Origin of the sequence: Pseudarthrobacter sp. NS4 (assembly GCF_024758005.1) — a bacterium.
Taxonomy (GTDB): domain Bacteria; phylum Actinomycetota; class Actinomycetes; order Actinomycetales; family Micrococcaceae; genus Arthrobacter.
In genome coordinates, this window is the sequence record NZ_CP103288.1 from 726,567 (window position 1) to 748,742 (window position 22,176).

Sequence of the window (22,176 nt, forward strand, 5' to 3'; positions counted from 1 at the left end):
CCCGCTGTCCCCAACGTACGGTGCTGAGAGCCTGCGTGCAAGGGTAAACACGGTTTCGCGTCGTCAACGCATGCCTTCGCGGCGTATTGCAGTGGCAATTGCAGCCGCCCTGGTTTCCACGCCGAGCTTCGCATAGATGTGGGCGAGGTGGGTCTTGACCGTGGCTTCGGAGATAAAAAGGCGCTGGCCCAGTTCGCGGTTGCTGAGGCCCTCGGTGAGGAGACTGAGCAGTTCGGCCTCACGCGGAGTGAGGACCTCATCCGGGTTGCGCAACTGCTGGAACAACCGGGAAGCCACCGGCGGGCTCATCACACTCCTGCCCTGGACGGCACCCCGGATCGCCATAAATATTTCTTCCGGTGCGGCATCCTTCAGGAGGTACCCCATGGCGCCGGCATCCACTGCCCGAACAATATCGGCATCGGAGTCGTAGGTGGTGAACACCAGGATCGCCTGCCGGCTGTTACGCCCGCGGATCCGTTGGATGGCCTCGATGCCGTCCATTCCAGGACCCATTGCCAAGTCCATGACCACCACGGCCGGGGAATGCTCCTGCACACGTTCGAGTGCTTCCTCCCCGGACGAGGCCTCCGCCACCACCTCAATATCCGGCTGGGTCCCCAACAGGGCACGAAGCCCGCTGCGCACCACCAGGTGGTCATCAACCAGCAAAACAGTAATCACGCTCATGCGGTGCCTTCCGGTCGCTGACCCACTGGCGGCGGCGCGGGGAGTTGGGCCGCCACAACAGTGCCTTCCCCCGGGGTGCTTTCCACCGAGAATATCCCGCCCAGCTGCTCCACGCGTTGCCGCATGGCCCGCAGTCCGTACCCTCCGGCGTCCGACGGCGGTGCTGCCGCCGCGGGATCAAAGCCGGCGCCGTCGTCGTGGATGTCCAGCGTGACGGCCTCCGGGAGGAAGCCTAGGGTGACGGTGGCTGCAGTGGCGGAGGCATGCAGCTTGATGTTGGAGGCCGCACTCTGAACCACCCGCAGCAGTGCATGGCGGACATCCGCGGACACCGGCCGCAGCTCGCCGGTCACAAAGAGCCGGACTTCCGGCACGTACTGCCTCGCGGCGACGAGCAGCGCTTCGGCCAGCGGCGACCCGTCCAGGCCGGGGGAGGCGAGCTCGTGGACCAGGCTGCGGGTTTCGGACAGGTTGCCCCGCAGGAGTGCCGTCGCCTGCCGAAGTTCCGCCCGGGCGGCCGGACTTGGCCATTCCCGTCCCGCTGCCTCGAGCAGGAGCAGGCTGCTGGCAAGCCCTTGGGTGACGGTGTCGTGGATTTCCCGGGAGACCCGTTCACGTTCGGCGATGGTACCGGCCCGGCGCTCGCTGGCGGCCAGCTGTCCCTGGGCGTGCGAAACCTCCGCGTGCAGGCGGCGCTGTTCCTCGGCGTCGTGCTGGATGCGGTCGTAGACCAGTGTCAGCATGAGGCCCACGGCCAGCGGACCCAACAGCATGGCAAGATCCGTGCCGTTGCTCATCCGGAACAGCCCCGCTGCGGTGGTGGCCGCCGTCGTTCCCGCCGCGACATACGCAGGGCTTCCGGCCAGGGCGCTCCGGCACAGGAAGAAGAGTGCGAACGAGCACCAGGCAAAGCTCGGCGCCGCGACCACCAGGACAGCCCAGACTGCCACCAGGGCGGCCATCCATGCCATCCCGGGCCTGCCGCGCCGGGCCAGCACTGCCACGACGGCGTACAACACCGAGGCGCACGCCGCCAGGCCCAGGATCAAGAGGTTGTCTGCGGGGCTGTGCCGCATGACGTAACGGACCACGGATGCCACGAGGAGCACCGCGAAACCGAGATGCACCGCGGTGTCGATGTTGCCCAGGCCCAGGCGGGCCGCATTCCGGACGGGCTGGTCTCCACGTGCGGCAGCAGTGGCCGGCGCAGTGCCGGACACTCGGGCAGTGCCGGGAACTCGGGTAGGCATGGGAAGTCCCGTTCTGGTGGTGGGGAACGCTGCCTTCCATGCTATTGCCCCCGCCGTTGCTGGTCTCTCAGCCATTTGGCTGATACGGCTGGCCTTTGGTCGGAGCAGTGACCAGCCGAAGGCCCGATGGCAGGTGCGGCGGCTCCCGAAAGGATTGGGACGTACCCGTTTTTGACCCTTTGCCGATCCAAGGAGACACCATGAAGAAGTCCCACAAAGCATTTGCCGCAGCAGCCGCCGGCGCACTCGTCCTCACCGCCGGGGCCACGGCCGCCGCCAACGCCGGAACCGGGTCAGCGCCTGTGGCCGTCCCGGCAGTGGACATCCAGCCGGTGCCGGAGACCGTTGTGCAGCAGAACCGGATCAGCATCGGGGCGTCCGCAACTGCTGTCAGTGCTGCGCTGGCGAAGTGCCAGGCGGACAAGCTTCCCTTCGTCACCGTGGCGCTCGTGGACCGTTTCGGCACCGTCCAGGCGCTGCTCCGGGTGACAACGCGGCCGAGCACACCATCGAGGCTGCCAGGCAGAAGGCGTACACGGCTGCAGCCTTCGGTACCCCCACCAGTGAGCTGTCCAGGCGGATCAACGGAACCGGCCCGTCCATCGCGGACCTCCCGGGTACCCTCTTCCTGGCAGGGGGCGTTCCGCTGAAGGTCAATGGCGTCTCCGTGGCCGGCATCGGTGTTGGCGGGGCTCCCGACGGTGCGCTGGACGAGGCGTGCGCCACCGCCGGTGCGGAGGCCATCGCCGCAGCCGGGACCGCGAAGTAGGCTTCGCGTATGAGGCGTTTCAGGGCTCCGGCAGTGCTCATCGCCGGCGGGCTGGCTGTGTTCCTTGCCGCCTGCCAGGCGGGCCCGGGCGGGCCGCAAGCCACGGCGCCAGGTTCATCCGCCGCGGCCACCCCGGCGCGCCCCAGCACTGTCCCTGCCAGTCCGGCCACTCGGGCGGAGCAGTCTTCGACGGCGCCGCCCGCCACCCCAACCCGTCCGGCCCTTTCAGCCGAATCCCAGGCACAGCTCGACCAGGAGCTGATCGCCGCCGCCAAGGCAAGCAACGCACCTCTGGTGAAAGAGTTGATTGGCCGTGGCGGGGACGTGAACGCCAAGGATGCGATCCAGGATTCGGCGTTCCTCTATGCGGGTGCGGAGGGCTTCAACGAGGTCCTGCAACTAACCCTGGCAGCGGGTGCGGACGTTGCCAGCATCAACCGCTACGGCGGCACAGCCCTGATTCCGGCCAGCGAGCACGGCCACGTTGAGACGGTCAGGATCCTGATCGCCGCCGGCGTTCCGGTCAACCACGTCAACAACCTCGGCTGGACCGCGATGCAGGAAGCCATCCTCCTGAACAATGGCGGGCCGCGGCAGCAGGAAGTGGTGCGCCTGCTCCTGGAAGCAGGGGCGGACCCGGGAATCCGTGACCCGGAGGGCAGGACCGCCTTGCAGAACGCCGAGCGGCTGGGTTTCGCGGAGATCGCTGCGCTGATCCGCGCCCACGGCTGAATGCTGCCAGGTCAACGCCCGCTGGGTCCCCCTTGCCGGGGAACCACGACGACGCGCCGCACTTTGGGTGCGACGCGCCGCCGTCGTGCCGTGAAGGGGAGGTCCCGCGCTTACACAGCCTCCAGGATGCTGACATAGTTGGCGATGCCCACCCCGCCCATGTTCTGCACGGCGGCGCGGCGCGGACCGGCGAGTTGCATGGCACCAGCCGTGCCCGTCAGCTGCATGGCGGCAAGGACGTGCTGCGATACCCCCGTTGCCCCAACAGGATGGCCCTTCGATTTGAGGCCGCCGGAGAGGTTGATGGGCAGTTTTCCGTCCTTGTACACCCAGCCTTCCTGCAGGGCGCGGGCGCCCTGGCCGGGTTCGGTCAGGCCCATGGCCTCGTACATGAGCAGTTCGGCGATGGTGAAGCAGTCGTGCACTTCCGCGAAGTCCAGGTCTTCGAGTCCGACGCCGGCCATCGCCAGGGCGCGCTGCCAGGATACGCGGGTGGCTTCGAACGCGGTCGGGTCCCTGCGCGCCGCGGGAAAGAAATCATTCGCCTGGCCGAATCCGGCGAGCCGCACGGAGGCCTGCGTCCCTTGGGTGGGCGAGGCGGAAAGTACGACGGCGGCGGCACCATCGGACACGGGGGAGCAGTCGGTGCGGCGCAGCGGGTCGGCGACCATCGGGTTCTTGTCCGAGACGGTGCGGCAGAATTCCTCCCCAAGGTCCTTGCGGAGCTGGGCGTAGGGGTTGTCCACGCCGTTGCGGTGGTTCTTGGCGGCGATGGTTCCCAGGACGTCACCCAGGTTTCCGTCAGCGTCGTAGCGCTTTCCGTAGTGCTTGGCCACCTCGGCGAAGAGGCCGGTGAAGCCGGTGGTGGAGGACTTTCCGGCCATGTCGTAGTCGGCGCCCAGCAGGCCGGCTCCCACCACGTCGGCTCCGGCGTGGGTCATCTTCTCGGCACCGATGACCAGGACGGTCTTCGCGGTGCCCGCGAGCAAAGACTTGGCCCCCTGCTGGAAGGCTGCCGAGCCGGAAGCGCAGGCGTTTTCCACCCGGGTGGCGGGCACGTTGGCCAGCTCCGGTGAAACCTGCAGGGCCAGCGAGGACGGGAAAGCCAGGGGCATCATGCCGGAGTTGAACTGGCCCAGATAGATTTCGTCGATCTGCCCCGGCTCCACTCCTGCACTGTTGATGGCATCGGTGGCCACCTGGACGATCAGGGACTCCAGGGTCTCTTCGGTGAGTTTCCCGAACCGGCTGTGGCCCCATCCGGTGATCAGGACATCCTTGCCGAACTGTTCCTTCAGGCTCATGCGTTGGCTCCTTCGCGCTCAAGGGCGATATCAAATTCCGCTTCGGTCTTTTCGTGAATTTCGCTGAGGGTTGTTCCCGGTGCCAGGCGGGTGAGCGTGAGCCGCCGCCCGCCGTCGTCCTTCCGGTAAAGGTCAAAGACCGCCAGGTCGCTGATGATCCTGTCCACGCAGCTCAGCCCGGTCAGCGGCAGCGTGCATTCGCGCACGATTTTCGCGGTGCCGTCCTTGGCGTTGTGCTCCGTCAGGACCACCACCCGCGGGGTCCCGGCCACCAGGTCCATGGCACCGCCCATGCCCTTGACCATTTTTCCGGGGATGGTCCAGTTGGCCAGGTCCCCGTTACCCGAAACCTGCATTGCACCAAGGATCGCCACCTTGACGTGCCCGCCACGGATCATGCCGAAGGACGTGGCTGAATCGAAGATGCTCCCACCGGGCAGCACCGTCACGGTCTGCTTTCCGGCGTTGATCAGGTCAGCGTCCTCCTCGCCCTCGTACGGGAACGGCCCCATGCCCAGCAGGCCGTTCTCGCTCTGCAGGACCACGCGGACACCCTCGGGCAGGTTGTTGGCCACCAGCGTGGGGATGCCGATGCCCAGGTTCACGTAGTCGCCGTCGTTCAATTCCTCGGCCGCGATTGCAGCCATTTCATCCCTGGTCCAGGCCATAGGGTTCTCCTTGAATTAGTGGTGGGGGTCAGGCCGGAACAGTTTCGGCACTGCGGCTGGCAGCAGGGCGGACGGTGCGCTGCTCGATGTCCTTGATCCGTGACGCGGCCTGCACCAGGCGCTGGACGAAGACGCCCGGCGTCACGATGTGGTTCGGGTCCAGTCCGCCGGGCTCCACGATGACCTCGGCCTCCGTGACGGTCACCTTGCCTGCTGTGGCAACCACCGGGTTGAAGTTCCGGGCGGTGTAGCGGTAAATGAGGTTGCCGTCGGTGTCCGCGGTGTGGGCGTGCACCAGTGCGACGTCGGCCCGGATGGCGCGCTCCTGGACGTACGTTTCGCCGTCGAACACCTCGTGCGGCTTGCCTTCGGCAACCAGCGTGCCCACTCCCGTCCTGGTGTAGAAAGCGGGGATGCCGGCGCCACCGGCGCGGAGGCGCTCAGCCAGGGTTCCCTGCGGCGTGAACTCCACCTCGAGCCAGCCGGCAAGGTACTGCTCTGCAAACAGCTTGTTTTCGCCCACGTACGAGGCAATGACCTTCCGGACCTGGCCGGACTCGATCAGGACGCCCAGGCCTTTGCCGTCCACGCCCATGTTGTTGGACACCACGGTCAGGTCCCTGACGCCGGAATCGCGCACGGCCTCGATGAGGTCGGCCGGAATGCCGCTCAAGCCGAAACCGCCCACGGCGAGTGTGATTCCGTCACGCAGCACCTCCCCGAGTGCAGCGGCTGCGGAAGGCTGGAGCTTTGTCATGGCGTCTCCTCGTCGAGAGTCTGATACGTCCATTTTGTGGACGGTGCGTCTGGGAGACGAGACTAGAGCCGGTTCGAGGAGGGTGTCAAGGACGGATATTTGCTTACTCCCCGCGGCTTTTACAGTGTGGACGCTACACTTGATGAAATCCATAATGTGGACAATTGAGGTGGAAAATGAGCAATGTTCCCGTTCAGGGCGCGCAGGTGGTCAGCCGGATTGCCGGGTTGTTGCGGCTGGTGGGGCGGAGCGCAGACGGGATGTCGCTTGCAGGCCTGGTGCGCGAGTCGGGCCTCACCCGGCCCACCGTTCACCGGCTGCTGTCCTCCCTGTCCTCCGAAGGCCTGCTGGACCATGACGCAGCAAGCGGCAACTGGGTGCTGGGACCGGAAATCCTCCTGATGGGTTCCGTGGCGTCCGCGCGGTTTCCCCTTGAGGACATCGCCCGGCCCAGCCTCCGCCGGCTAGCCGAAGCCACCGGCGAAAGCGCCTTCTTCTCCATCCGCCGCGGCACGGAAACCGTCTGCCTGCTGCGCGAGGAGGGAAGCTTCCCGGTCCGCTCCTTTGTGCTGCACGAAGGCGTCCGGTTTCCCCTGGGCGTGGCCTCCGCCGGGACAGCCATCATGGCATTCCTTCCGGAATCCGAGCAGGAGGATCTGCTGGACGGGTGGGCGGCACATGCCGGAACATTCGCTGCCGGCCATACCCCGGAGCTCGTCCGGGAGAACCTCGCGCAGACCCGACTTCGCGGATACTCGGTGAATCCCGGGCTGGTGCTGGAAGGAAGCTGGGGTATGGGTGCCGCCGTTTTCGACCGGTCAGGCCGGCCCGCGTGGGCACTGTCGCTGACCGGTATCGAGCCGCGCTTCCGGCCGGACCGGCAGGAAGAACTGGGCGGGTTGCTGATGGCCGAGGCCCACCGGATCACCCAGCAACTGGGCGGCGGTGACAGCGGCAGGCCGTCCCGCTGAGTCTCCCCGCCTTTGCCTGGGTACGACGACGGCGCGCCGCCCTTTTCGGTGCGGCGCGCCGTCGTGCTTCCCAAAAGTGGGAAAATCCAGCGCCCGTTGGGGCTTCAGCTGCTGGAGCTACAGCCCCACCCGCGGTTCCTCCGGGCCCTGGTGCTGCCACCAGGTGTCGAAAATGGTGACGGGAACGGTGCGCTTGTGCCGGGTGCGCAGGTACTTCTGTTCAATCAGTTCCGCAACTTCCTCCGGAACGTTGCGGCCCTCCAGGTAATCATCGATCTGGTCATAGCTGAGACCCAGTTCTTCCTCGTCCGTGCGGCCGGGCTTGTCATCGAGCAGGTCCGCGGTGGGAACTTTTTCCCACACCCGGGCCGGGGCGCCCAGTTCTGCCAGCAGTAGCCGGTTTTGCCGCTTGTTCAAGCCGAACAATGGAAGGATGTCCGCGCCGCCGTCGCCGTACTTGGTGAAGAAGCCGGTCACCGATTCCGCACCGTGGTCCGTGCCGACCACCAGGTAGTTGTGCTCCCCGGCCAGGGCATACTGGGCGATCATCCGGGTGCGCGCCTTGGTGTTCCCCTTATGGAAGTCGGAAATTTCGCTCCCCACGGTTTTTTCGAACTCATCCTCGAAACCATCCACGGCGGCGGAGATGTTGAACGTCCACTCAGTCTTCGCCTGGATGAAATCCAGTGCCGCCTGGGCGTCCTCCTCGTCATACTGGACGCCATAGGGCAGCCGCACCGCCACGAAGTTGGCTTCAACACCCTCGGCTTCGAGCTCTTCAACCGCCAACTGGGCAAGCTTCCCGGCGAGGGACGAATCCAGGCCGCCGGAGATGCCCAGCACAAAACCCTTGGTTTGCGTGGCTTTGAGGTAGTCCTTGAGGAACGTGACGCGTTTGCGCACCTCCCCTGCGGGGTCGATCCGGGGCTGCACGCCCATTTCTTCAATGATGGTGGCCTGGAGTTCGCGCATGTGGTCCAGCCTAGCCAGCGGTGTCAACGCTGCTCAAGCGTGCGCGCCGGCCCGCCCCTACTAAACTGGAGCCTATGACTTCCCCCAGTGAGACTGCAGTAGACTCTGCAGCCGCCCGCGCCCGCCTGCTCGAACTGATCAAAGAACTCGCCGTGGTCCGCGGCAAAGTGATCCTCTCCAGCGGAGCCGAAGCGGACTACTACATCGACCTCCGCCGAATCACGCTGCACCACGAAGCGTCCAAGCTGGTGGGCCAGGTGATGCTGGCGCTTGCGGACGAGGCCGGCATCGACTTCGAGTGCGCGGGTGGCCTGACCATGGGCGCGGACCCCGTTGGCACTGCCGTAATGCACGCCGCCGCTGACGCGGGCCGGGCCGTTGACGCCTTCGTAGTCCGTAAGGCCCAGAAGTCCTACGGCATGGGGCGCCAGGTGGAAGGCCCGTCCGTGGAAGGCCGCAAGGTGCTTGTCCTGGAGGACACCTCCACCACCGGCGGCTCCGCCCTGACCGCGGTGGAAGGCGTCCGCAAGGCCGGCGGCAACGTGGTTGCGGTGGCCGTGATTGTGGACCGCGATACGGGCGCCAAGGAAAAGATCGAAGCCGAAACGGGCGTTCCCTATCTGTTCGCGTTCGGCAAGGACGAGCTGGGGCTCTCCTAGTCTTCCGGGCCGCCGCAGCCGGACCCGCAGGCCCGGTTGCGGCGGCCAGGGCAGTACATAATTGGATCAATACTTGAGGGTGCCCTATTATTTGCGGTAACCCCTCGAGTACCCCGTTCGGAGAACTGCCCATGCTCACCCCAGAAACGCCTTTGAGCGCCACGGACCAGGTCCAGAACCTGATCCTGGAAAGCGCTGATTTCGAGGACTTCCTCAACGAGCTTGCACGCTTCTCGGCACACCAGATGGCCGGCGACGGAGAGGATGCCCTCTGCGGCATCACACTGCTCCGCGACCGCAAGGCCGCCACCATCGGCTGGAGCAGCGATTCCGCCCGTGAAGTGGACGAGATCCAGTACTCGCTATCCCAGGGGCCCTGCCTAACGGCAGCGAAGGAAGAACGCGAAGTCCACGTTCCGGACCTGTTCGAGGAGAACCGCTGGGGTCCCGACTACGCCAACGCAGTGGCCTCGCACGGCCTTCGGTCGGTGCTGTCGCTGCCTTTTGACCTGCAGGGCGAGGCGAAGGCCGCGCTGAACCTCTACTCGGACGTCCCGCGCAAGTTTACTGAACAGGCCACCACGCGGGCACGGGGCTACACCCGGGAAATCTCGCAGGCCCTGCGGCTGGCGGTGCGGTTCTCGCTTCACTCGGACAGTGCTGCAAACCTCCGTGCCACGCTGGAGTCCCGGACCACCATCGACATTGCCGTGGGCATTGTCATGGCCCAGAACCGGTGCAGCCAGGAGGCTGCAGTCCGCATCCTCACTGAGGCATCCAGCAACAGCAATACCAAGCTGCGGGATATTGCCAGGTCGTTGGTGGATTCGGTTGGCGGTGCAGCCGCGCGCACGCATTATCAGGAACCCGGCAAGATGGAGTCCGACCAGACGGCCTAGCCGGCCGGTTGTTTGTTACTGACGGGTTGTGTCCTGCTCCCGCTGGAGGATACGCTTACCGTGGTTGAGCCGTCGGCCATAGACACCCTTTTTTGGAGTACCTATGGACCGCGCCCTGAATGCCCTCGTCAACCTCGACGTTCCCAGCGACGTGGTTGGAATCGACGTCAGGGGGAGCCTGAACCACGAGTCCCGGCCCGACCTTGTGCACATTATCCGCCGTGTCAGGCGCATGGGCATCCGTTCCCACATCAGCGTTGACCTCTCGAAGGCTGCCCTGGTGGAGTCCTCTGCACTGGCCGGACTGCGAAGCGACCTCAACGCCATGGACTCCAACACGCTGCCCGGCATATATGGCGCCGGGGTGTCCCTGCACCTCACTGCTGCCACTGACAGCTGGGCATCCCCTCAGGGCTTGAACCCGCAGCCCCTGGTCATCGTCGATGATGACGCAGCCCTCCTGGCCAAAGGACCTGACGGGCTCCCGGCCGAGCCCACGGCGGGGCTGGAGGAGCTGGTCGGCCGGCCGCTGGCGGAATACACCGACGAGGAGCTGCTGATGGCCAGTGACTCCCTCTTCGCCCTGCTGGACAACCCCGAGGCCTTCGCCGGCCCGGATCTGCTGGGCCGCTACAAGGACATCGGCCAGGAAATCCAGCGGCGCCAGCAGCAGGCTGAATCGGCATTTCCTTCGGCCGAGGGCCAGGCTGCCAGCTGAGGCAGCGTCACTGAATGGTTACACCCCGCTTCTTGCGGCAGCGTCTTCGGTTGTGCCTACGGTAGAGGCGTGCCGTATGAGGGGGAAGTAAATCCGCAGGGCCGGCGCGGGGCTTCCGCTGCCCGGCTGCTGGCGGAAGCCGCTGCCCTGAAACAGTTCTCCCGGCGCGGTTTCCTCACAGGGGCCGGCGCCTCAGGCTTGCTGGCCGCGGACATGCTGCTCACCCGGGAGGTTCAGTCGCAGCGCCGGACCAACCGGATCCTCGCGGTCCCGGACGAGTTTGCCGACGCCTACTACCCGGACGCCAGCTGGTTCCTTTTCCCCGGCTACAAGACCAGTTGGGAAGAGGCGCAGTGGATCCTGAACTCCCTGCGCGGTGCGCTTAACAAGCGGGCCCGGCTGGCCGCCGTCGGGTACTCCAACCAGGGGCTGGACATTGACAGCCTCGTGATCACCCTGATCGAGTACGTCCGTGCCGAGAACCTCACCAAGCTGTTCTTCTACGGACACAGCTTCGGCGGCATGGTGGCGACCCAGGTGGCCGCCAGGCTCCTGGAAATCCATGGTGTGGAGGTCGAGTTCATCGTGCTCGACTCCAGCCCGTACAGCAAGCACGACGTCCTTGACCAAAGCTGGTTCGACGGCGTGGTGTTCCTTTACGAGCGGGGCTTCCGTTTCCCGTCCGCCCTGCGCGGCGGCTACGAGCTGGGCGAACGGGTCATCCACAAGGATGAACGCAGCTGGCGGCAGATCATGGACCAGACGCTGGAACAGCTGTCACCGATCGCGCCGTCCAGCGTGCTCATCCAGGCGGAATCCGCCTATATCTACTATTTCGAGGGTGCCCGATTTGCCGGCAAGCTCGGCAGCGCCAAGATGGCGTACATCGGCAACCCCCGGGACCGGACCGTGCGCTACCAAACTGCGGTCGAAGCGTGGGCGGTGGCATTCAAGGACAACATGGTGTCCACTGACCTGCAGACCACAGGTGCCGCCCCCGCACACGCCAGCCCGGGCTGGAACCCGAACATCTACCGGCCCATCCTGGAAGAGCTGCTGGACGGGTTCTTCCCGCTTCCCCGCGGCGGGTCCAGGGTGACCGTGTTCTAGATCTGGTTCTTCAGGTCCGCCACGGAGGTCAGGACCTGGTTGGGCCGGAACGGGAAGGCCGCGATGTCCTCGCGCTGGGTAATGCCGGTCAGGACCAGGACCGTGTGCAGCCCTGCCTCCATACCGGCGACGATGTCCGTGTCCATCCGGTCGCCGATCATGGCGGTGGTCTCGGAATGCGCATCAATCTGGTTCATGGCCGACCGGAACATCATGGGGTTCGGTTTACCCACCACGTAGGGCTCGCGGTCCGTGGCCTTGGTGATCAGCGCGGCGATCGCGCCGGTGGCAGGCAGGGGGCCGTCCTTGGAAGGACCGGTGGCGTCCGGATTGGTGGCGATGAAGCGGGCGCCGGCCAGGATAAGCCGGATGGCGGTGGTGATGGCCTCAAAGGAATACGTGCGGGTCTCGCCCAGCACCACAAAGTCCGGGTCCTGGTCGGTGAGGATGAAGCCGGCCTCATGCAGCGCCGTCGTCAGCCCTGCTTCACCGATCGTGTAGGCGCGGTTGCCCGAGCCGGAACCCTGCACCTGGTCCTTCAGGAACTGGGCGGTAGCCAGCGCGGACGTCCAGATGTTCTCCTCGGGTACTTCGAGTCCCGAAGCCCGGAGCCGGGCGGCAAGGTCGCGGGGAGTGAAGATGGAATTGTTGGTGAGCACCAGGAAGCGCTTGGACGTGTCCACCCACCGCTGGATGAGCTCCGCGGCACCCGGCACGGCCTGGTTCTCGTGGACCAGCACGCCGTCCATGTCCGTCAGCCAGCACTCGATGTCCTGGCCGCTGCGGTAAACCGCCGGGTTTCCCTTGACCTTGTCCGCTTCTGCCACGCCTACCTCCGCCTGTGATGAAAGCCCGAAAGGTCCAGTCTAGTGTTGAGGGGTGAACCAAACGCCCGGCATGACAGACCAGCCAAACCCAGTACCCGGGGAGGCGCCAGAGGAGCCGGCAGAGCCTAAACCGGAAGTCGGCGTCGGGCCCTGGGAAGGTGAACTGCCGGAAGGTGACCACTGGGACCCCGATCTCCTGGCCGACGGAGACCGGCGCAATGTCCTGGACCGGTACCGCTACTGGAAACACGAGGCGATCGTGGCGGAGCTGGACTCCAGGCGCCACAACTTCCATGTCGCGATCGAAAACTGGCAGCACGACCTCAACATCGGAACGGTGGTGCGCACAGCCAACGCGTTCCTCGCCAAAGAGGTGCACATCATTGGGCGACGGCGGTGGAACCGGCGCGGGGCCATGGTCACCGACCGGTACCAGCACGTCCGGCACCACCCCACGGTTGCGGACTTCGTGGCCTGGGCGCAGGGGGAGGGGTTGGCCATCATCGGGATCGACATCTTCCCGGACTCGGTTCCGCTGGAGACGTATGAGCTGCCCAGGGACTGCGTGCTGGTATTCGGCCAGGAAGGCCCCGGGCTGAGCCCGGAAGTCCATGACGCTGCAGTCACCACCCTGTCCATAGAGCAGTTCGGCTCCACCCGGTCCATCAATGCCGCCTCGGCGGCGGCAATCGCCATGCATGCCTGGGTGCGCCGGCACGTTTTCAACCAGCACGTGTAGCGGCCCTGCGGGTGCGGGTGCGGGTGGGGCGTAACCCACAGCACTCCATCCGCGGAAATGGCTAGGATGGTGCCTAGCCGTAAAGCGGTCTACGGGTTACCAGCCCACAGACGAAACTCAGCCATAGGAGTCAGCATGCCCATTGCAACCCCAGAGATCTACTCCGAGATGATCGACCGCGCGAAGGCAGGCGGCTTCGCGTTCCCGGCCGTGAACGTGACGTCCTCGCAGACGCTGAATGCCGCGCTCCGCGGGTTCGCCGAAGCTGAGTCCGACGGCATCGTCCAGGTCTCCACCGGCGGTGCCGCGTACTGGTCCGGCGCCTCCACCAAGGACATGGTTGCAGGTTCCCTCGGCTTCGCTGCGTTCGCCCGCGAAGTGGCCAAGAACTACAACGTCAACATTGCCCTGCACACGGACCACTGCCCCAAGGACAAGCTGGACGGTTTCGTCCTGCCCCTCCTGGCCGCTTCCGAGGCCGAGGTCAAGGCCGGCCGCAACCCGCTGTTCAACTCCCACATGTGGGACGGCTCCGCGGAGACGCTGCAGGAAAACCTGCGCATCGCCCGCGAACTGCTGGAGCGTACCGCTGCCGCCAAGATGATCCTCGAGGTTGAAATCGGCACCGTGGGCGGCGAGGAAGACGGCGTTGAGAACGAGATCAACGAAAAGCTCTACACCACCGTCGAGGACGCCCTGGCCACCATTGAGGCACTGGGCTCCGGCGAGAACGGCCGCTACATCACCGCACTGACCTTCGGCAACGTCCATGGCGTCTACAAGCCCGGCGGCGTCAAGCTCCGCCCGGAGATCCTCAAGGACATCCAGGCGCAGGTGGGTGCCAAGATCGGCAAGGACAGCCCGTTCGACCTCGTGTTCCACGGCGGCTCCGGCTCCTCGGACCAGGAAATCGCCGACGCCGTCTCCTACGGCACCATCAAGATGAACATCGACACCGACACCCAGTACGCCTACACGCGTCCGGTTGCCGACCACATGTTCCGCAACTACGACGGCGTCCTGAAGGTCGACGGCGAAGTGGGCAACAAGAAGACCTACGATCCCCGCGTCTGGGGCGCGTCCGCCGAAGCCGGCCTCGCCGCCCGCGTTGTCGAGGCCACCAAGCAGCTCGGCTCGGCCGGAAAGACCTTCTAGGAATGTCCGACGAGTTCCGCAGGAACCTGATGGGCCCCGAGCCCACGCTCCTGCCTGCCGAGACTGATGTCTACCAGCAGCTGGAAGCGGGGCAGGAAGCCCTGGACCTCGTGGAAAAGCACCCTACATCCTCGCTGTTGTGGGCCGTGCTGGCGGAAGAGGCCTGGGCTGACGGGCGCACCATCGATTCCTACGCCTACTCACGCGTGGGCTACCACCGCGGCCTGGACTCCTTGCGCCGCAACGGTTGGCGCGGCGTCGGCCCCATCCCGTGGGAGCACGAGCCCAACCGCGGTTTCCTGCGGGCGCTGTACTCGCTCGGCCGGGCAGCTGCGGCCATCGGTGAGGCGGAGGAGCCGGAGCGGATCGAGAAGTTCCTGAACGATTCGGACCCGACCGCCAAGGCAGCCATCGAAGCGAAGCTGTAAAGATGGGCCCACGCCCGCAGGGTTCCCTGGCCGTGGAGCCGCTCCGGCGAGGGCCCCGGCCCGAGCCTGGGAAGGTAGGGAGCCGGCGTGGACTTGCGGGGCCAAGGGTGCGGGTGGGGAACGACGGCGGGCCGTCACCTTTCTGGAAGGTGACCGCCCGCCGTCGTTAAGCGCGTGGGCAGTGGGGCTATGCCTTCTGCAACCCCGTGCGGGCCATGGCGTCGGCGTAGGCCACGCGCATGTCTTCGAGGTACTCCTCCTGGCGTGCCGGGGAACCGGCGAAAGCCCGGCCGCTCAGTGAGCGCACCTTGTAGGTCTTCAGCCCGCGGCGCCAGAGCAGCGGCACCTCGGTCTTCAGCAGAAGGTTTGCGAGGCGGTTGGCTTCGGTGCCGTGGGCCACGATCACGGAGGCGCGGGGGACCAGCGCCAGGAACTTAAGCAACGGCTTGAGGCCAGCCTGGATCTGGTCCGGGGTGAACTTCCCGTTGACGTCGCCCGGGACGTGCCACGGGTGCACGTTCCACGGCATCACAAACTCGGGGCGCAGGCCCAGCTTCCACTGGATACCGAGCATCCGGGTGGCTGCGTCGTGGTCCCCGGCAGTGATGAAGCCGGATTTGTCGGCCTCGCCGATGTTTGAGTACAGGCTGATGATGCGGCACTCGTCCACATCATGCATGGGGTCGACGTAGGGCACCACCGTGCCGGGCTTGGCGTCCTGCAGGGAATCGCACAGTTCGTTGACGGCGGCGACGTTGGGTTCGTATCGGCGGCTCAGGAGCTGCTCATGGAAAGATTCGGGTGCCAGGGCTGTCATGTAGTGCTTGATCTCCTGCGGGGATTGGCGATGCTGCCGCCGGCAGATGCAGGCGCACGAAAGCGAAACACATCAGCGGCGGTTGAAATGGGGTGGGCCGATTCCGGGTCAGCCTGTATCAGTTTAGCAAGCCCCGCGAAACGAAACGCCGGTCCCGTGCACCCAATCGAAGTGGGGCAGGGACCGGCGGGTTTTTTCGGCAACGGGCAGGGCGCTACCAGAGGCGCTTTGTGGCCCGGCGGGCGCCTTCGCCCAGTGCTTCCAGCTTGGCGATGGCGATCTGCGGGTGGACGCGCCCGCCCAGGCCGCAGTCCGTGGAGGCAATGACGTTCTCGCGGCCCACTACCTCCGCGAAACGGACGATGCGGTCCGCCACCAGGTCCGGGTGCTCCACCACATTGGTGGCGTGGGAAACGACGCCCGGGATGATGACCTTGCCCTCGGGGAGCCTGGTGTCTTCCCAGACCCGCCACTCATGTTCGTGGCGGACGTTTGCCGCTTCAAAGGAATACCCGCCGGCGTTGACCTGCAGGACCGATTCAACAATGTCCCCGAACGGGATGTCAGTGGTGTGCGGTCCATGCCAGGATCCCCAGCAGACGTGCAGGCGGATCTGTTCCTGAGGCAGGTCCCGCAAGGCCCAGTTTGTTGCCTCAACCCGCAGTTGGATGAACCTGAGGTAGTCCTCCAGGGACGGCTCAGGATTAATCTGGTCCCAGCTTTCAGCGAGTGAGGGGTCGTCGAGCTGAACCGTCAAACCGGCGTCGATGATGGCCTTGTACTCCTCCCGCATGACGTCAGCACACGCGTAGAGCAGTTCCTCATCGGACTTGTAGTACTCATTGGCGACCCGGGCACAGGAACCAGGCGAAAGGGACGCCACAAAGCCCTCCGTAAGTCCGGCGGCTGCCAGGCCCTTCTTGAGGTTGGAGATGTCCGAGGCCACCAGGTCCTGCCCCGTATAGGTGAGGGGACCCGTGATCTTGGGCTGGGTAACGCTCTTGCGGTGTGCCAGGATCCCGGACGACGGATCGGTATAGGCGTCATTGAACGCCAGCCGGTCCCGTCGGTCCGGGAACGAGGTGAGCACGATATGCCCGGGGGAAGACCGATGGACTGTGGCATCCTTCCAGCGGTCCACGTCAGTGGGCTCCAGACCCCCCAGCCGGGCGAAGGAGTAGTTCCACCACGCGCCGTAGTCGACCGAATTGGACATGCTGTGCCCGTATTCGCCGTCGTTCGGAATATCCACTCCGAGGTCCTTCTGCCGCTTGACGACATCGGCAACTGAAGCTTCGAGAAGTTCCAGGAACGCAGGCGTGATGCCTTCTGATTCCTTAGCGGCATTGGCGGCGATCAGTTCCGGGGTGCGGGGCAAAGAACCGGCGTGGGTGACGCGGATATGGTCAGTGTTGAGGGACATGCTGGAATTTCCTTTCCATCGGTCCTGGCAGTAGCACCGTCACAGGCAGGATACCTGCTGAATGTGGGGTTGCTGCGGCTTCAACGATCCAGGTCTCTCAGCCGCTCCGGATGGGTACTCACACTTAAATCCAGCACGGGGGGCGGTGGCAAATTCGCTTCGCTTTGTGTCGCGCCCGGTGGGCCGGACGGCAGACTTTCGATTCGTAATAACTGGCTGCATATTCCTGTCATGTCCATTGACAGTATTTGTCCACGTTGGTTGGCTGATGTCACAGCCGCAATGGGGGACATGGCGGCTGGTGGCAAACCAACGCACTCGGAAGAGGTAAAGCACGTGAGAAAATCCCTGGCAACTTTCAGAACTGTGGCCGTGTCCGGAGTCCTGGCACTGGCAGTCGTGGCAGGACCTGCCCCGCTGGCCAAGGCCGTTGGTGAAGGCCCCAACTATGACGGGAACGGCCAGATCACGACCTCGAAGCTGGCCACCTATGACCAGATGGTTTCCTTCTTGAAGGACCAGGACGCCCGCCAGTCCGCCATGGAACTCGAGGTCATCGGACAGACGGTCAAGGGACGCGACATCCACTTGGTCAAGTACATTTCGGACCCGGCCAAGCCGACCATCCTGTACCTGACGCAGCAGCACGGCAACGAGCAGCTCACCACCGAGGGCGCCCTGGAATTCGTGAAGCACCTGGGGCCGGGTAAGTCCGCCGACATCCTGGATGGCGTGAACATCCTGATTGTGCCCATGCTCAACGCGGATGGTGCCATGGGGGACGTGAACTTCCCGCTCGACGGCTATCTGGCCAAGGGTGACCGCCACATGACCCGCTACAACGCGGAGGAGGTGGACTTGAACCGCGACCACGTGGCCAAGATCCAGCCGGAAACCCAGGCATTGCACAACAACGTGATGCGCAAGTACAAGATCGACTACATGATCGACCTGCACCATCAGGGCACCCGCAGTGAACGCCACGGAAAGCTGGTGTCCGGCTCCATCCTGTACCCCACGACGCCGAACGCCGATCCTGCTGTGGTGGAGAAGTCCAAGCAGCTGGGCGCGGTGGTGTTCCACAACGTGGACTCCACCGGCTGGGGACACCTGGGCAAGTACGCGGGCGGCAGCGCCGAAACCATCAGCCGCAACGGCATCGCCGTCGAGTACGGGATCGCAACGCTGCTGTTTGAAATGCGCGGCATGTCCGACCACTACCTGGACGGTTACGCCCTGGGCCTCCGGAGCAACGGGTACCTGATCAAGCAGACGGTCACCACGCTCACCGCTACCGCCGCCGCCATTGCAGACGGATCAATCGCCGCCGCTGACACCTCCTTCTGGGACAGCCTCGCCACCCAGACCTCCCGGCCGGGTGAGGAAGCCGACGACGAGTAGCACCACCGCTGACAGTCCGCCGCGGTCCTTTACCCTGCAAGAAGGACCGCGGCGGTCCAGCGAGTGGATAAAGTCGCCCATCGGCTAAACTTGGGTGGTAAGAGCCCCGGAACTCTTGCGTCGCTGTGCTGCCCCGCGGACCAGCGAAGGCCGGTCCATTCGGGGCATTCTCATGAACGGCGCTTCGCCGGCCAGCCACTTTGTGGCCGGACCGGGCAGCCCGAACGAATGGGGGAGGATCCCATGCCAGCAATTGTGATCGTAGGAGCCCAATGGGGCGACGAAGGAAAAGGCAAGGCCACTGACCTTCTGGGTGGCCGCGTCGACTACGTTGTCAAACCCAACGGCGGCAACAACGCCGGGCACACCGTCGTCGTAGGCGGTGAAAAGTACGAACTCAAGCTGCTGCCGGCAGGCATTCTCAGCCCCAACGCGGTCCCCATTATCGGCAACGGCTGCGTTGTTAACCTGGAAGCACTCTTCCAGGAGATCGAAGGCCTCCAGGCCCGCGGCGCCGACACCTCCAAGCTCCGCGTCTCCGCGAACGCGCACCTTGTTGCTCCCTATCACCAGGTGCTGGACAAGGTGACGGAGCGCTTCCTCGGAAGCCGCGCCATCGGGACCACCGGACGGGGCATCGGTCCTGCCTACATGGACAAGGTTGCCCGGCTGGGCATCCGTGTCCAGGACGTGTTCGACGAGTCGATCCTCCGCCAGAAGGTGGAAGGTTCGCTGCGCCAGAAGAACGAACTCCTGGTCAAGGTCTACAACCGCCGTAGCGTGCTGGTGGATGAGATCGTGGAGTACTTCCTGTCCTTTGCCGAGCGGCTCCGCCCGCTGGTCATCGACAGCACTTTGGTCCTGAACACTGCACTCGACGAGGGCAAGGTGGTCCTGATGGAAGGCGGCCAGGCGACGTTCCTGGACGTGGACCACGGCACCTACCCGTTCGTGACCTCCTCCAATCCCACCGCCGGCGGCGCCTCCGTGGGATCCGGCATCGGGCCCACCCGCATTTCCCGCTCCATCGGCATCATCAAGGCGTACACCACACGCGTCGGCGCCGGCCCGTTCCCCACTGAGCTTTTTGACGAGATGGGCGTGTACCTCCAGAAGACCGGCGGCGAGTTCGGCGTGAACACTGGCCGCCCGCGCCGCTGCGGCTGGTACGATGCCGTCCTGGCGCGGCACGCTTCCCGGGTCAATGGCTTCACGGACTACTTCGTCACCAAGCTGGATGTCCTGACGGGCATCGAGCAGATCCCCGTATGCGTGGCTTACGACGTGGACGGCGTGCGGCACGACGAGATGCCCATGACGCAGACCGAGTTCCACCACGCAAAGCCCATCTTCGAATTCTTCGAGGGCTGGACCGAGGACATCACCGGCGCCCGCACCCTGGCCGACCTGCCGGAGAACGCCCGCAACTACGTGCTGGCCCTGGAAAAGCTGTCCGGCACCCGGTTTTCCGCCATCGGCGTGGGCCCGGACCGTGACCAGACCATCGTGGTGAACGACCTCATCAACGACTGAAATACCAAAGCACGACGGCGGCGGGTCACCCTGGTGGGTGCCCGCCGCTTCTTTTGGCTCCAGGGGGCCGCGCCGGCAGGGGGTGCGCCATGCTGACCACGGCTGCCCGCTGAACCGCCCAGGAAAAAGTTTTAGAAGTTTTTTTCAAAACGCGTAACCCTTTCGCCGTCCCTGGCGATTACCTCTACGTAGCGCCGGTCTGGAACTTGTCCCCCATCACGTTCCAGGCCGGCTCTTGCATTTCTCCGGCGGCAGGGAACGCTGCCATGTGCCGGGGCCGGTAGCGCCCGTGGCGTCACGGTGCAGTGGTTACCGGGGGGTAAAGTATGCAGGGAAAAGGCATTCCAGTGGATGGTTTCCCCGGCAAACAATCCCTCTATGACTGAAAGCACTATGTCCGTGACCGATGCACTGACAGAGGAGGCTCTGCGGGACGAGTCCCGTCAGCCAGCTCTGTTCAACCTCGTCTACCGGACCTATGCATCACAGGTTCTGGGGTATCTCGCAGCCCGGGGAGTCGAGGATCCGGAGGCGGCAATGCAGGAGGTGTTCCTCTCCGTCCTGCCTCGGCTGAACGGCGTGCACGGTGGTGCCGCAGGGCTTCGTACCTTCATTTTTTCGGTGGCTCACGCCCGCATGGTCGATGACCACCGCCGGCAAAGCCGCACTCCCGTGAAGCTGCCGTTTGAGCCTGAGCTGGACCAGCGGGAAGATTCGTCGGCGGAAACCGAAGCGCTGGAAAGTATGTCGCCCCAGGAAGTCCTCCGGCTGCTGGACGGGCTTGCCGACGACCAGCGGGAAGTCCTGTCACTCCGCCTCGTTGGCGGGCTCACCGTGGAGCAGGCGGCAGACGCCATGGGCAAGAGCGCCGGTGCCGTGAAACAGCTTCAGCGGCGGGCGCTCCTCAAGCTCAGGGAACTTTCGGCCGTAAAGGAGTACCTCAAGCCATGACACGCCATGCTGACAGCCTGCGGGACATGGTGGATGACATGCTCCTCGACGCAGGCTACGCCGGGGACGCCGGGGACGCCGAACTCCGCGGAGCACTTCTTTCACTGGGATCACTGGCAGCCCTTCAGGTGCCTCCTCCCTCCGGTCAGCTTGCCCGCATGCTGGCAGGCGCCGGTGAGGAGCCACCGGCCGCTCCATTTGAGCTGCCGGACGGATGGCAGGGTCATGGGAAAAGCGATGCTGGTGACGAGCTGGCGTCGCGGCGGCAGCTGCGCCGCCACCGGCCCATGGTCCTGGGCCTTGCCCTGATAGCAGGCATGGGTACGGGAATAGGCGGAGTCGCTGCCAGTTCCCCCGCCCCCGGCCACGCCGGGAGTTCCTCGGTCCAGCAGCTGCTGGAGGATTGGTCGCCCTCCTGGAGCCTGCCGGCGCAGGCAGCGGCAGGCGGGTTCCTGCAGACTGATACCGCAAAGGGCGCGGAAGATGCCATGAGCGGGCAGCCTGCCACGGAACCGCGCCCAACGGGACCTGGCCCTGCTGATATTCATCAGCTGCGGCAGGACCAGCCTGCCGGGCAACAGCAGGTTGTGGCGCCCCCGCCGTCGCCGGCGCCTCCTGAAGCGGCGGACACGCCTCCTGGCAGTGTCCACGACGGCGGCCAGGCACCCGGCCAGGACCAGGGCAGGGCGGCTGCTGAAGCTGCTGTGGCGGATGGCGGCGAGGCGGGGCAGCCGCCCCGGCACGGCAGGGTCATTGGCGGGGAAGGACAACCGGCTGACGGGGCGGGCCCGGCGGTTGAAGCTGCCGGGAAGCCGGTCAAGGAAGTTGTACGCCAGGCCGGGGATGCAATCGGAGCAGCAGGCAAGCCATCACCAGGCAACAGCTGGCTGGAGAAGTTCAAGCGGTAGTTTCGGGCTGGAAGGCCCTGGTTGTCCACCTCAGTGGAACCTGCGCGCGGGTAGGCTAAGCGAATGGGCCACACCAACGATCCTGCTGTCCTTGAACGCCTTATGCGGACCAAAGGGCGGTGGGCCATCGTGGGCCTCACCACCAACCAATGGCGCGCCGCTTACGACACCTCGCTGTTCATCAGGGACCGGCTGGGGATGGAGATCATCCCCGTCAACCTGCCCGGCGATCCGGTGCACGGCGAACAGGGGTACCGCACCCTGGCTGACATTCCGGCCGAAAAGCATCCGATCGACGTCGTGGACTGCTTTGTGAACTCACACAGAGTGGGAGCGGTGGTTGATGAGGCGATTGCGGTGGGCGCCAAAGCAGTCTGGCTTCAGCTTGGAGTGATCGATGAGGCTGCGGTGGGGCGTGCCAGGGCTGCGGGACTGGACGTGGTCATGGACGTTTGCCCGGCGCAGCTGGCCTGGAAGTTCAATCTCTGATCCTGC

Annotated in this window: 23 protein-coding genes, 1 pseudogene and 1 riboswitch; of the genes and pseudogenes, 15 read left to right on the forward strand and 9 right to left on the reverse strand. The window is 65.3% G+C overall.

Annotation, left to right across the window (positions count from 1 at the left end; translation table 11 throughout):
- Positions 1-63: 63 nt before the first annotated feature.
- Positions 64-690: a response regulator transcription factor gene (locus NXY83_RS03460; protein WP_309484119.1), complete on the reverse strand. Its 627-nt coding sequence runs from the start codon at positions 688-690 to the stop codon at positions 64-66.
- Entirely contained in the window at positions 687-1,940 is a 1,254-nt protein-coding gene (locus tag NXY83_RS03465) for a sensor histidine kinase (RefSeq protein ID WP_258804708.1), read from the reverse strand. The genes NXY83_RS03460 and NXY83_RS03465 overlap by 4 nt, the downstream gene beginning before the upstream one ends.
- 200 nt (positions 1,941-2,140) lie before the next feature.
- Between NXY83_RS03465 and NXY83_RS03470 the strand changes: the two are divergent.
- Together NXY83_RS03470 and NXY83_RS03475 are read left to right on the forward strand one after the other, a co-directional pair.
- Positions 2,141-2,709: pseudogene (locus tag NXY83_RS03470) on the forward strand (GlcG/HbpS family heme-binding protein).
- Between the two features lie 9 nt (positions 2,710-2,718).
- Complete coding sequence (locus NXY83_RS03475) at positions 2,719-3,441, forward strand: ankyrin repeat domain-containing protein (protein WP_258804709.1); 723 nt, start codon at positions 2,719-2,721, stop codon at positions 3,439-3,441.
- A gap of 110 nt (positions 3,442-3,551) precedes the next feature.
- Here NXY83_RS03475 and NXY83_RS03480 read toward each other — a convergent pair whose 3' ends face one another.
- The 3 genes from NXY83_RS03480 to NXY83_RS03490 are packed head-to-tail and all read right to left on the reverse strand — an operon-like array spanning position 3,552 to position 6,170.
- Positions 3,552-4,745, reverse strand: a complete 1,194-nt coding sequence (locus NXY83_RS03480; RefSeq protein WP_258804710.1) for an acetyl-CoA acetyltransferase — start codon at positions 4,743-4,745, stop codon at positions 3,552-3,554.
- Positions 4,742-5,413: a CoA transferase subunit B gene (locus NXY83_RS03485; RefSeq protein WP_258804711.1), complete on the reverse strand. Its 672-nt coding sequence runs from the start codon at positions 5,411-5,413 to the stop codon at positions 4,742-4,744. Before NXY83_RS03485 ends, NXY83_RS03480 begins: the two co-directional genes overlap by 4 nt.
- A 28-nt stretch (positions 5,414-5,441) precedes the next feature.
- Positions 5,442-6,170 carry a CoA transferase subunit A gene (locus NXY83_RS03490; protein ID WP_258804712.1) on the reverse strand — a complete coding sequence of 243 codons (729 nt, stop codon included), beginning with the start codon at positions 6,168-6,170 and terminating at the stop codon, positions 5,442-5,444.
- 176 nt (positions 6,171-6,346) lie between these two features.
- Here NXY83_RS03490 and NXY83_RS03495 point away from each other — a divergent pair, with 176 nt between their 5' ends.
- Positions 6,347-7,141 carry an IclR family transcriptional regulator gene (locus tag NXY83_RS03495; protein ID WP_258804713.1) on the forward strand — a complete coding sequence of 265 codons (795 nt, stop codon included), beginning with the start codon at positions 6,347-6,349 and terminating at the stop codon, positions 7,139-7,141.
- A 117-nt stretch (positions 7,142-7,258) separates the two neighbouring features.
- On the opposite strand, the gene nadE is transcribed toward NXY83_RS03495, so the two are convergent.
- The gene (nadE, locus tag NXY83_RS03500) at positions 7,259-8,113 is read right to left on the reverse strand and encodes an ammonia-dependent NAD(+) synthetase (protein ID WP_258804714.1); all 855 of its coding nucleotides are present in this window, start codon (positions 8,111-8,113) and stop codon (positions 7,259-7,261) included.
- A 74-nt stretch (positions 8,114-8,187) separates the two neighbouring features.
- Here nadE and pyrE point away from each other — a divergent pair, with 74 nt between their 5' ends.
- From pyrE to NXY83_RS03520, 4 genes are all read left to right on the forward strand, one after another.
- The gene (gene pyrE / locus NXY83_RS03505) at positions 8,188-8,772 is read left to right on the forward strand and encodes an orotate phosphoribosyltransferase (protein WP_258804715.1); all 585 of its coding nucleotides are present in this window, start codon (positions 8,188-8,190) and stop codon (positions 8,770-8,772) included.
- Positions 8,773-8,903: 131 nt separating this feature from the next.
- Complete coding sequence (locus tag NXY83_RS03510) at positions 8,904-9,671, forward strand: GAF and ANTAR domain-containing protein (RefSeq protein WP_258804716.1); 768 nt, start codon at positions 8,904-8,906, stop codon at positions 9,669-9,671.
- 103 nt (positions 9,672-9,774) lie between these two features.
- The gene (locus tag NXY83_RS03515) at positions 9,775-10,389 is read left to right on the forward strand and encodes a hypothetical protein (protein ID WP_258804717.1); all 615 of its coding nucleotides are present in this window, start codon (positions 9,775-9,777) and stop codon (positions 10,387-10,389) included.
- 69 nt (positions 10,390-10,458) lie between these two features.
- A complete protein-coding gene (locus NXY83_RS03520) occupies positions 10,459-11,499 on the forward strand; it encodes an alpha/beta fold hydrolase (protein ID WP_258804718.1) in 1,041 nt (346 codons plus the stop codon).
- On the opposite strand, the gene NXY83_RS03525 is transcribed toward NXY83_RS03520, so the two are convergent.
- The gene (locus NXY83_RS03525; RefSeq protein ID WP_258804719.1) at positions 11,496-12,326 is read right to left on the reverse strand and encodes an HAD-IIA family hydrolase; all 831 of its coding nucleotides are present in this window, start codon (positions 12,324-12,326) and stop codon (positions 11,496-11,498) included. The two genes, NXY83_RS03520 and NXY83_RS03525, sit on opposite strands and share 4 nt — an antisense overlap.
- A 70-nt stretch (positions 12,327-12,396) precedes the next feature.
- On the opposite strand from NXY83_RS03525, the gene NXY83_RS03530 reads away from it, so the two are divergent.
- The 3 genes from NXY83_RS03530 (at position 12,397) to NXY83_RS03540 (ending at position 14,648) form a co-directional block, all read left to right on the forward strand.
- Positions 12,397-13,065 (forward strand): TrmH family RNA methyltransferase, encoded by a 669-nt coding sequence (locus NXY83_RS03530; RefSeq protein ID WP_258804720.1) that lies wholly within the window; start codon positions 12,397-12,399, stop codon positions 13,063-13,065.
- Between the two features lie 135 nt (positions 13,066-13,200).
- Positions 13,201-14,220, forward strand: a complete 1,020-nt coding sequence (gene fbaA / locus NXY83_RS03535; protein WP_142063048.1) for a class II fructose-bisphosphate aldolase — start codon at positions 13,201-13,203, stop codon at positions 14,218-14,220.
- Positions 14,221-14,222: 2 nt separating this feature from the next.
- A complete protein-coding gene (locus NXY83_RS03540) occupies positions 14,223-14,648 on the forward strand; it encodes a DUF3151 domain-containing protein (protein ID WP_258804721.1) in 426 nt (141 codons plus the stop codon).
- Between the two features lie 187 nt (positions 14,649-14,835).
- On the opposite strand, the gene NXY83_RS03545 is transcribed toward NXY83_RS03540, so the two are convergent.
- Together NXY83_RS03545 and NXY83_RS03550 are read right to left on the reverse strand one after the other, a co-directional pair.
- Positions 14,836-15,465, reverse strand: a complete 630-nt coding sequence (locus NXY83_RS03545; RefSeq protein WP_258804722.1) for a uracil-DNA glycosylase — start codon at positions 15,463-15,465, stop codon at positions 14,836-14,838.
- A gap of 214 nt (positions 15,466-15,679) precedes the next feature.
- Complete coding sequence (locus NXY83_RS03550; RefSeq protein ID WP_258804723.1) at positions 15,680-16,888, reverse strand: cobalamin-independent methionine synthase II family protein; 1,209 nt, start codon at positions 16,886-16,888, stop codon at positions 15,680-15,682.
- Positions 16,889-16,900: 12 nt separating this feature from the next.
- Positions 16,901-17,005, reverse strand: a riboswitch (SAM riboswitch).
- A 219-nt stretch (positions 17,006-17,224) separates the two neighbouring features.
- On the opposite strand from NXY83_RS03550, the gene NXY83_RS03555 reads away from it, so the two are divergent.
- From NXY83_RS03555 to NXY83_RS03575, 5 genes are all read left to right on the forward strand, one after another.
- The gene (locus tag NXY83_RS03555) at positions 17,225-18,289 is read left to right on the forward strand and encodes a M14 family zinc carboxypeptidase (RefSeq protein WP_258804724.1); all 1,065 of its coding nucleotides are present in this window, start codon (positions 17,225-17,227) and stop codon (positions 18,287-18,289) included.
- A gap of 243 nt (positions 18,290-18,532) precedes the next feature.
- The gene (locus NXY83_RS03560) at positions 18,533-19,822 is read left to right on the forward strand and encodes an adenylosuccinate synthase (RefSeq protein WP_258804725.1); all 1,290 of its coding nucleotides are present in this window, start codon (positions 18,533-18,535) and stop codon (positions 19,820-19,822) included.
- Positions 19,823-20,221: 399 nt separating this feature from the next.
- Positions 20,222-20,773 (forward strand): RNA polymerase sigma factor, encoded by a 552-nt coding sequence (locus NXY83_RS03565; protein WP_258806056.1) that lies wholly within the window; start codon positions 20,222-20,224, stop codon positions 20,771-20,773.
- Positions 20,770-21,681: a hypothetical protein gene (locus NXY83_RS03570; RefSeq protein WP_258804726.1), complete on the forward strand. Its 912-nt coding sequence runs from the start codon at positions 20,770-20,772 to the stop codon at positions 21,679-21,681. The genes NXY83_RS03565 and NXY83_RS03570 overlap by 4 nt, the downstream gene beginning before the upstream one ends.
- Positions 21,682-21,744: 63 nt before the next feature.
- Entirely contained in the window at positions 21,745-22,170 is a 426-nt protein-coding gene (locus NXY83_RS03575; protein WP_258804727.1) for a CoA-binding protein, read from the forward strand.
- Positions 22,171-22,176: the final 6 nt, after the last annotated feature.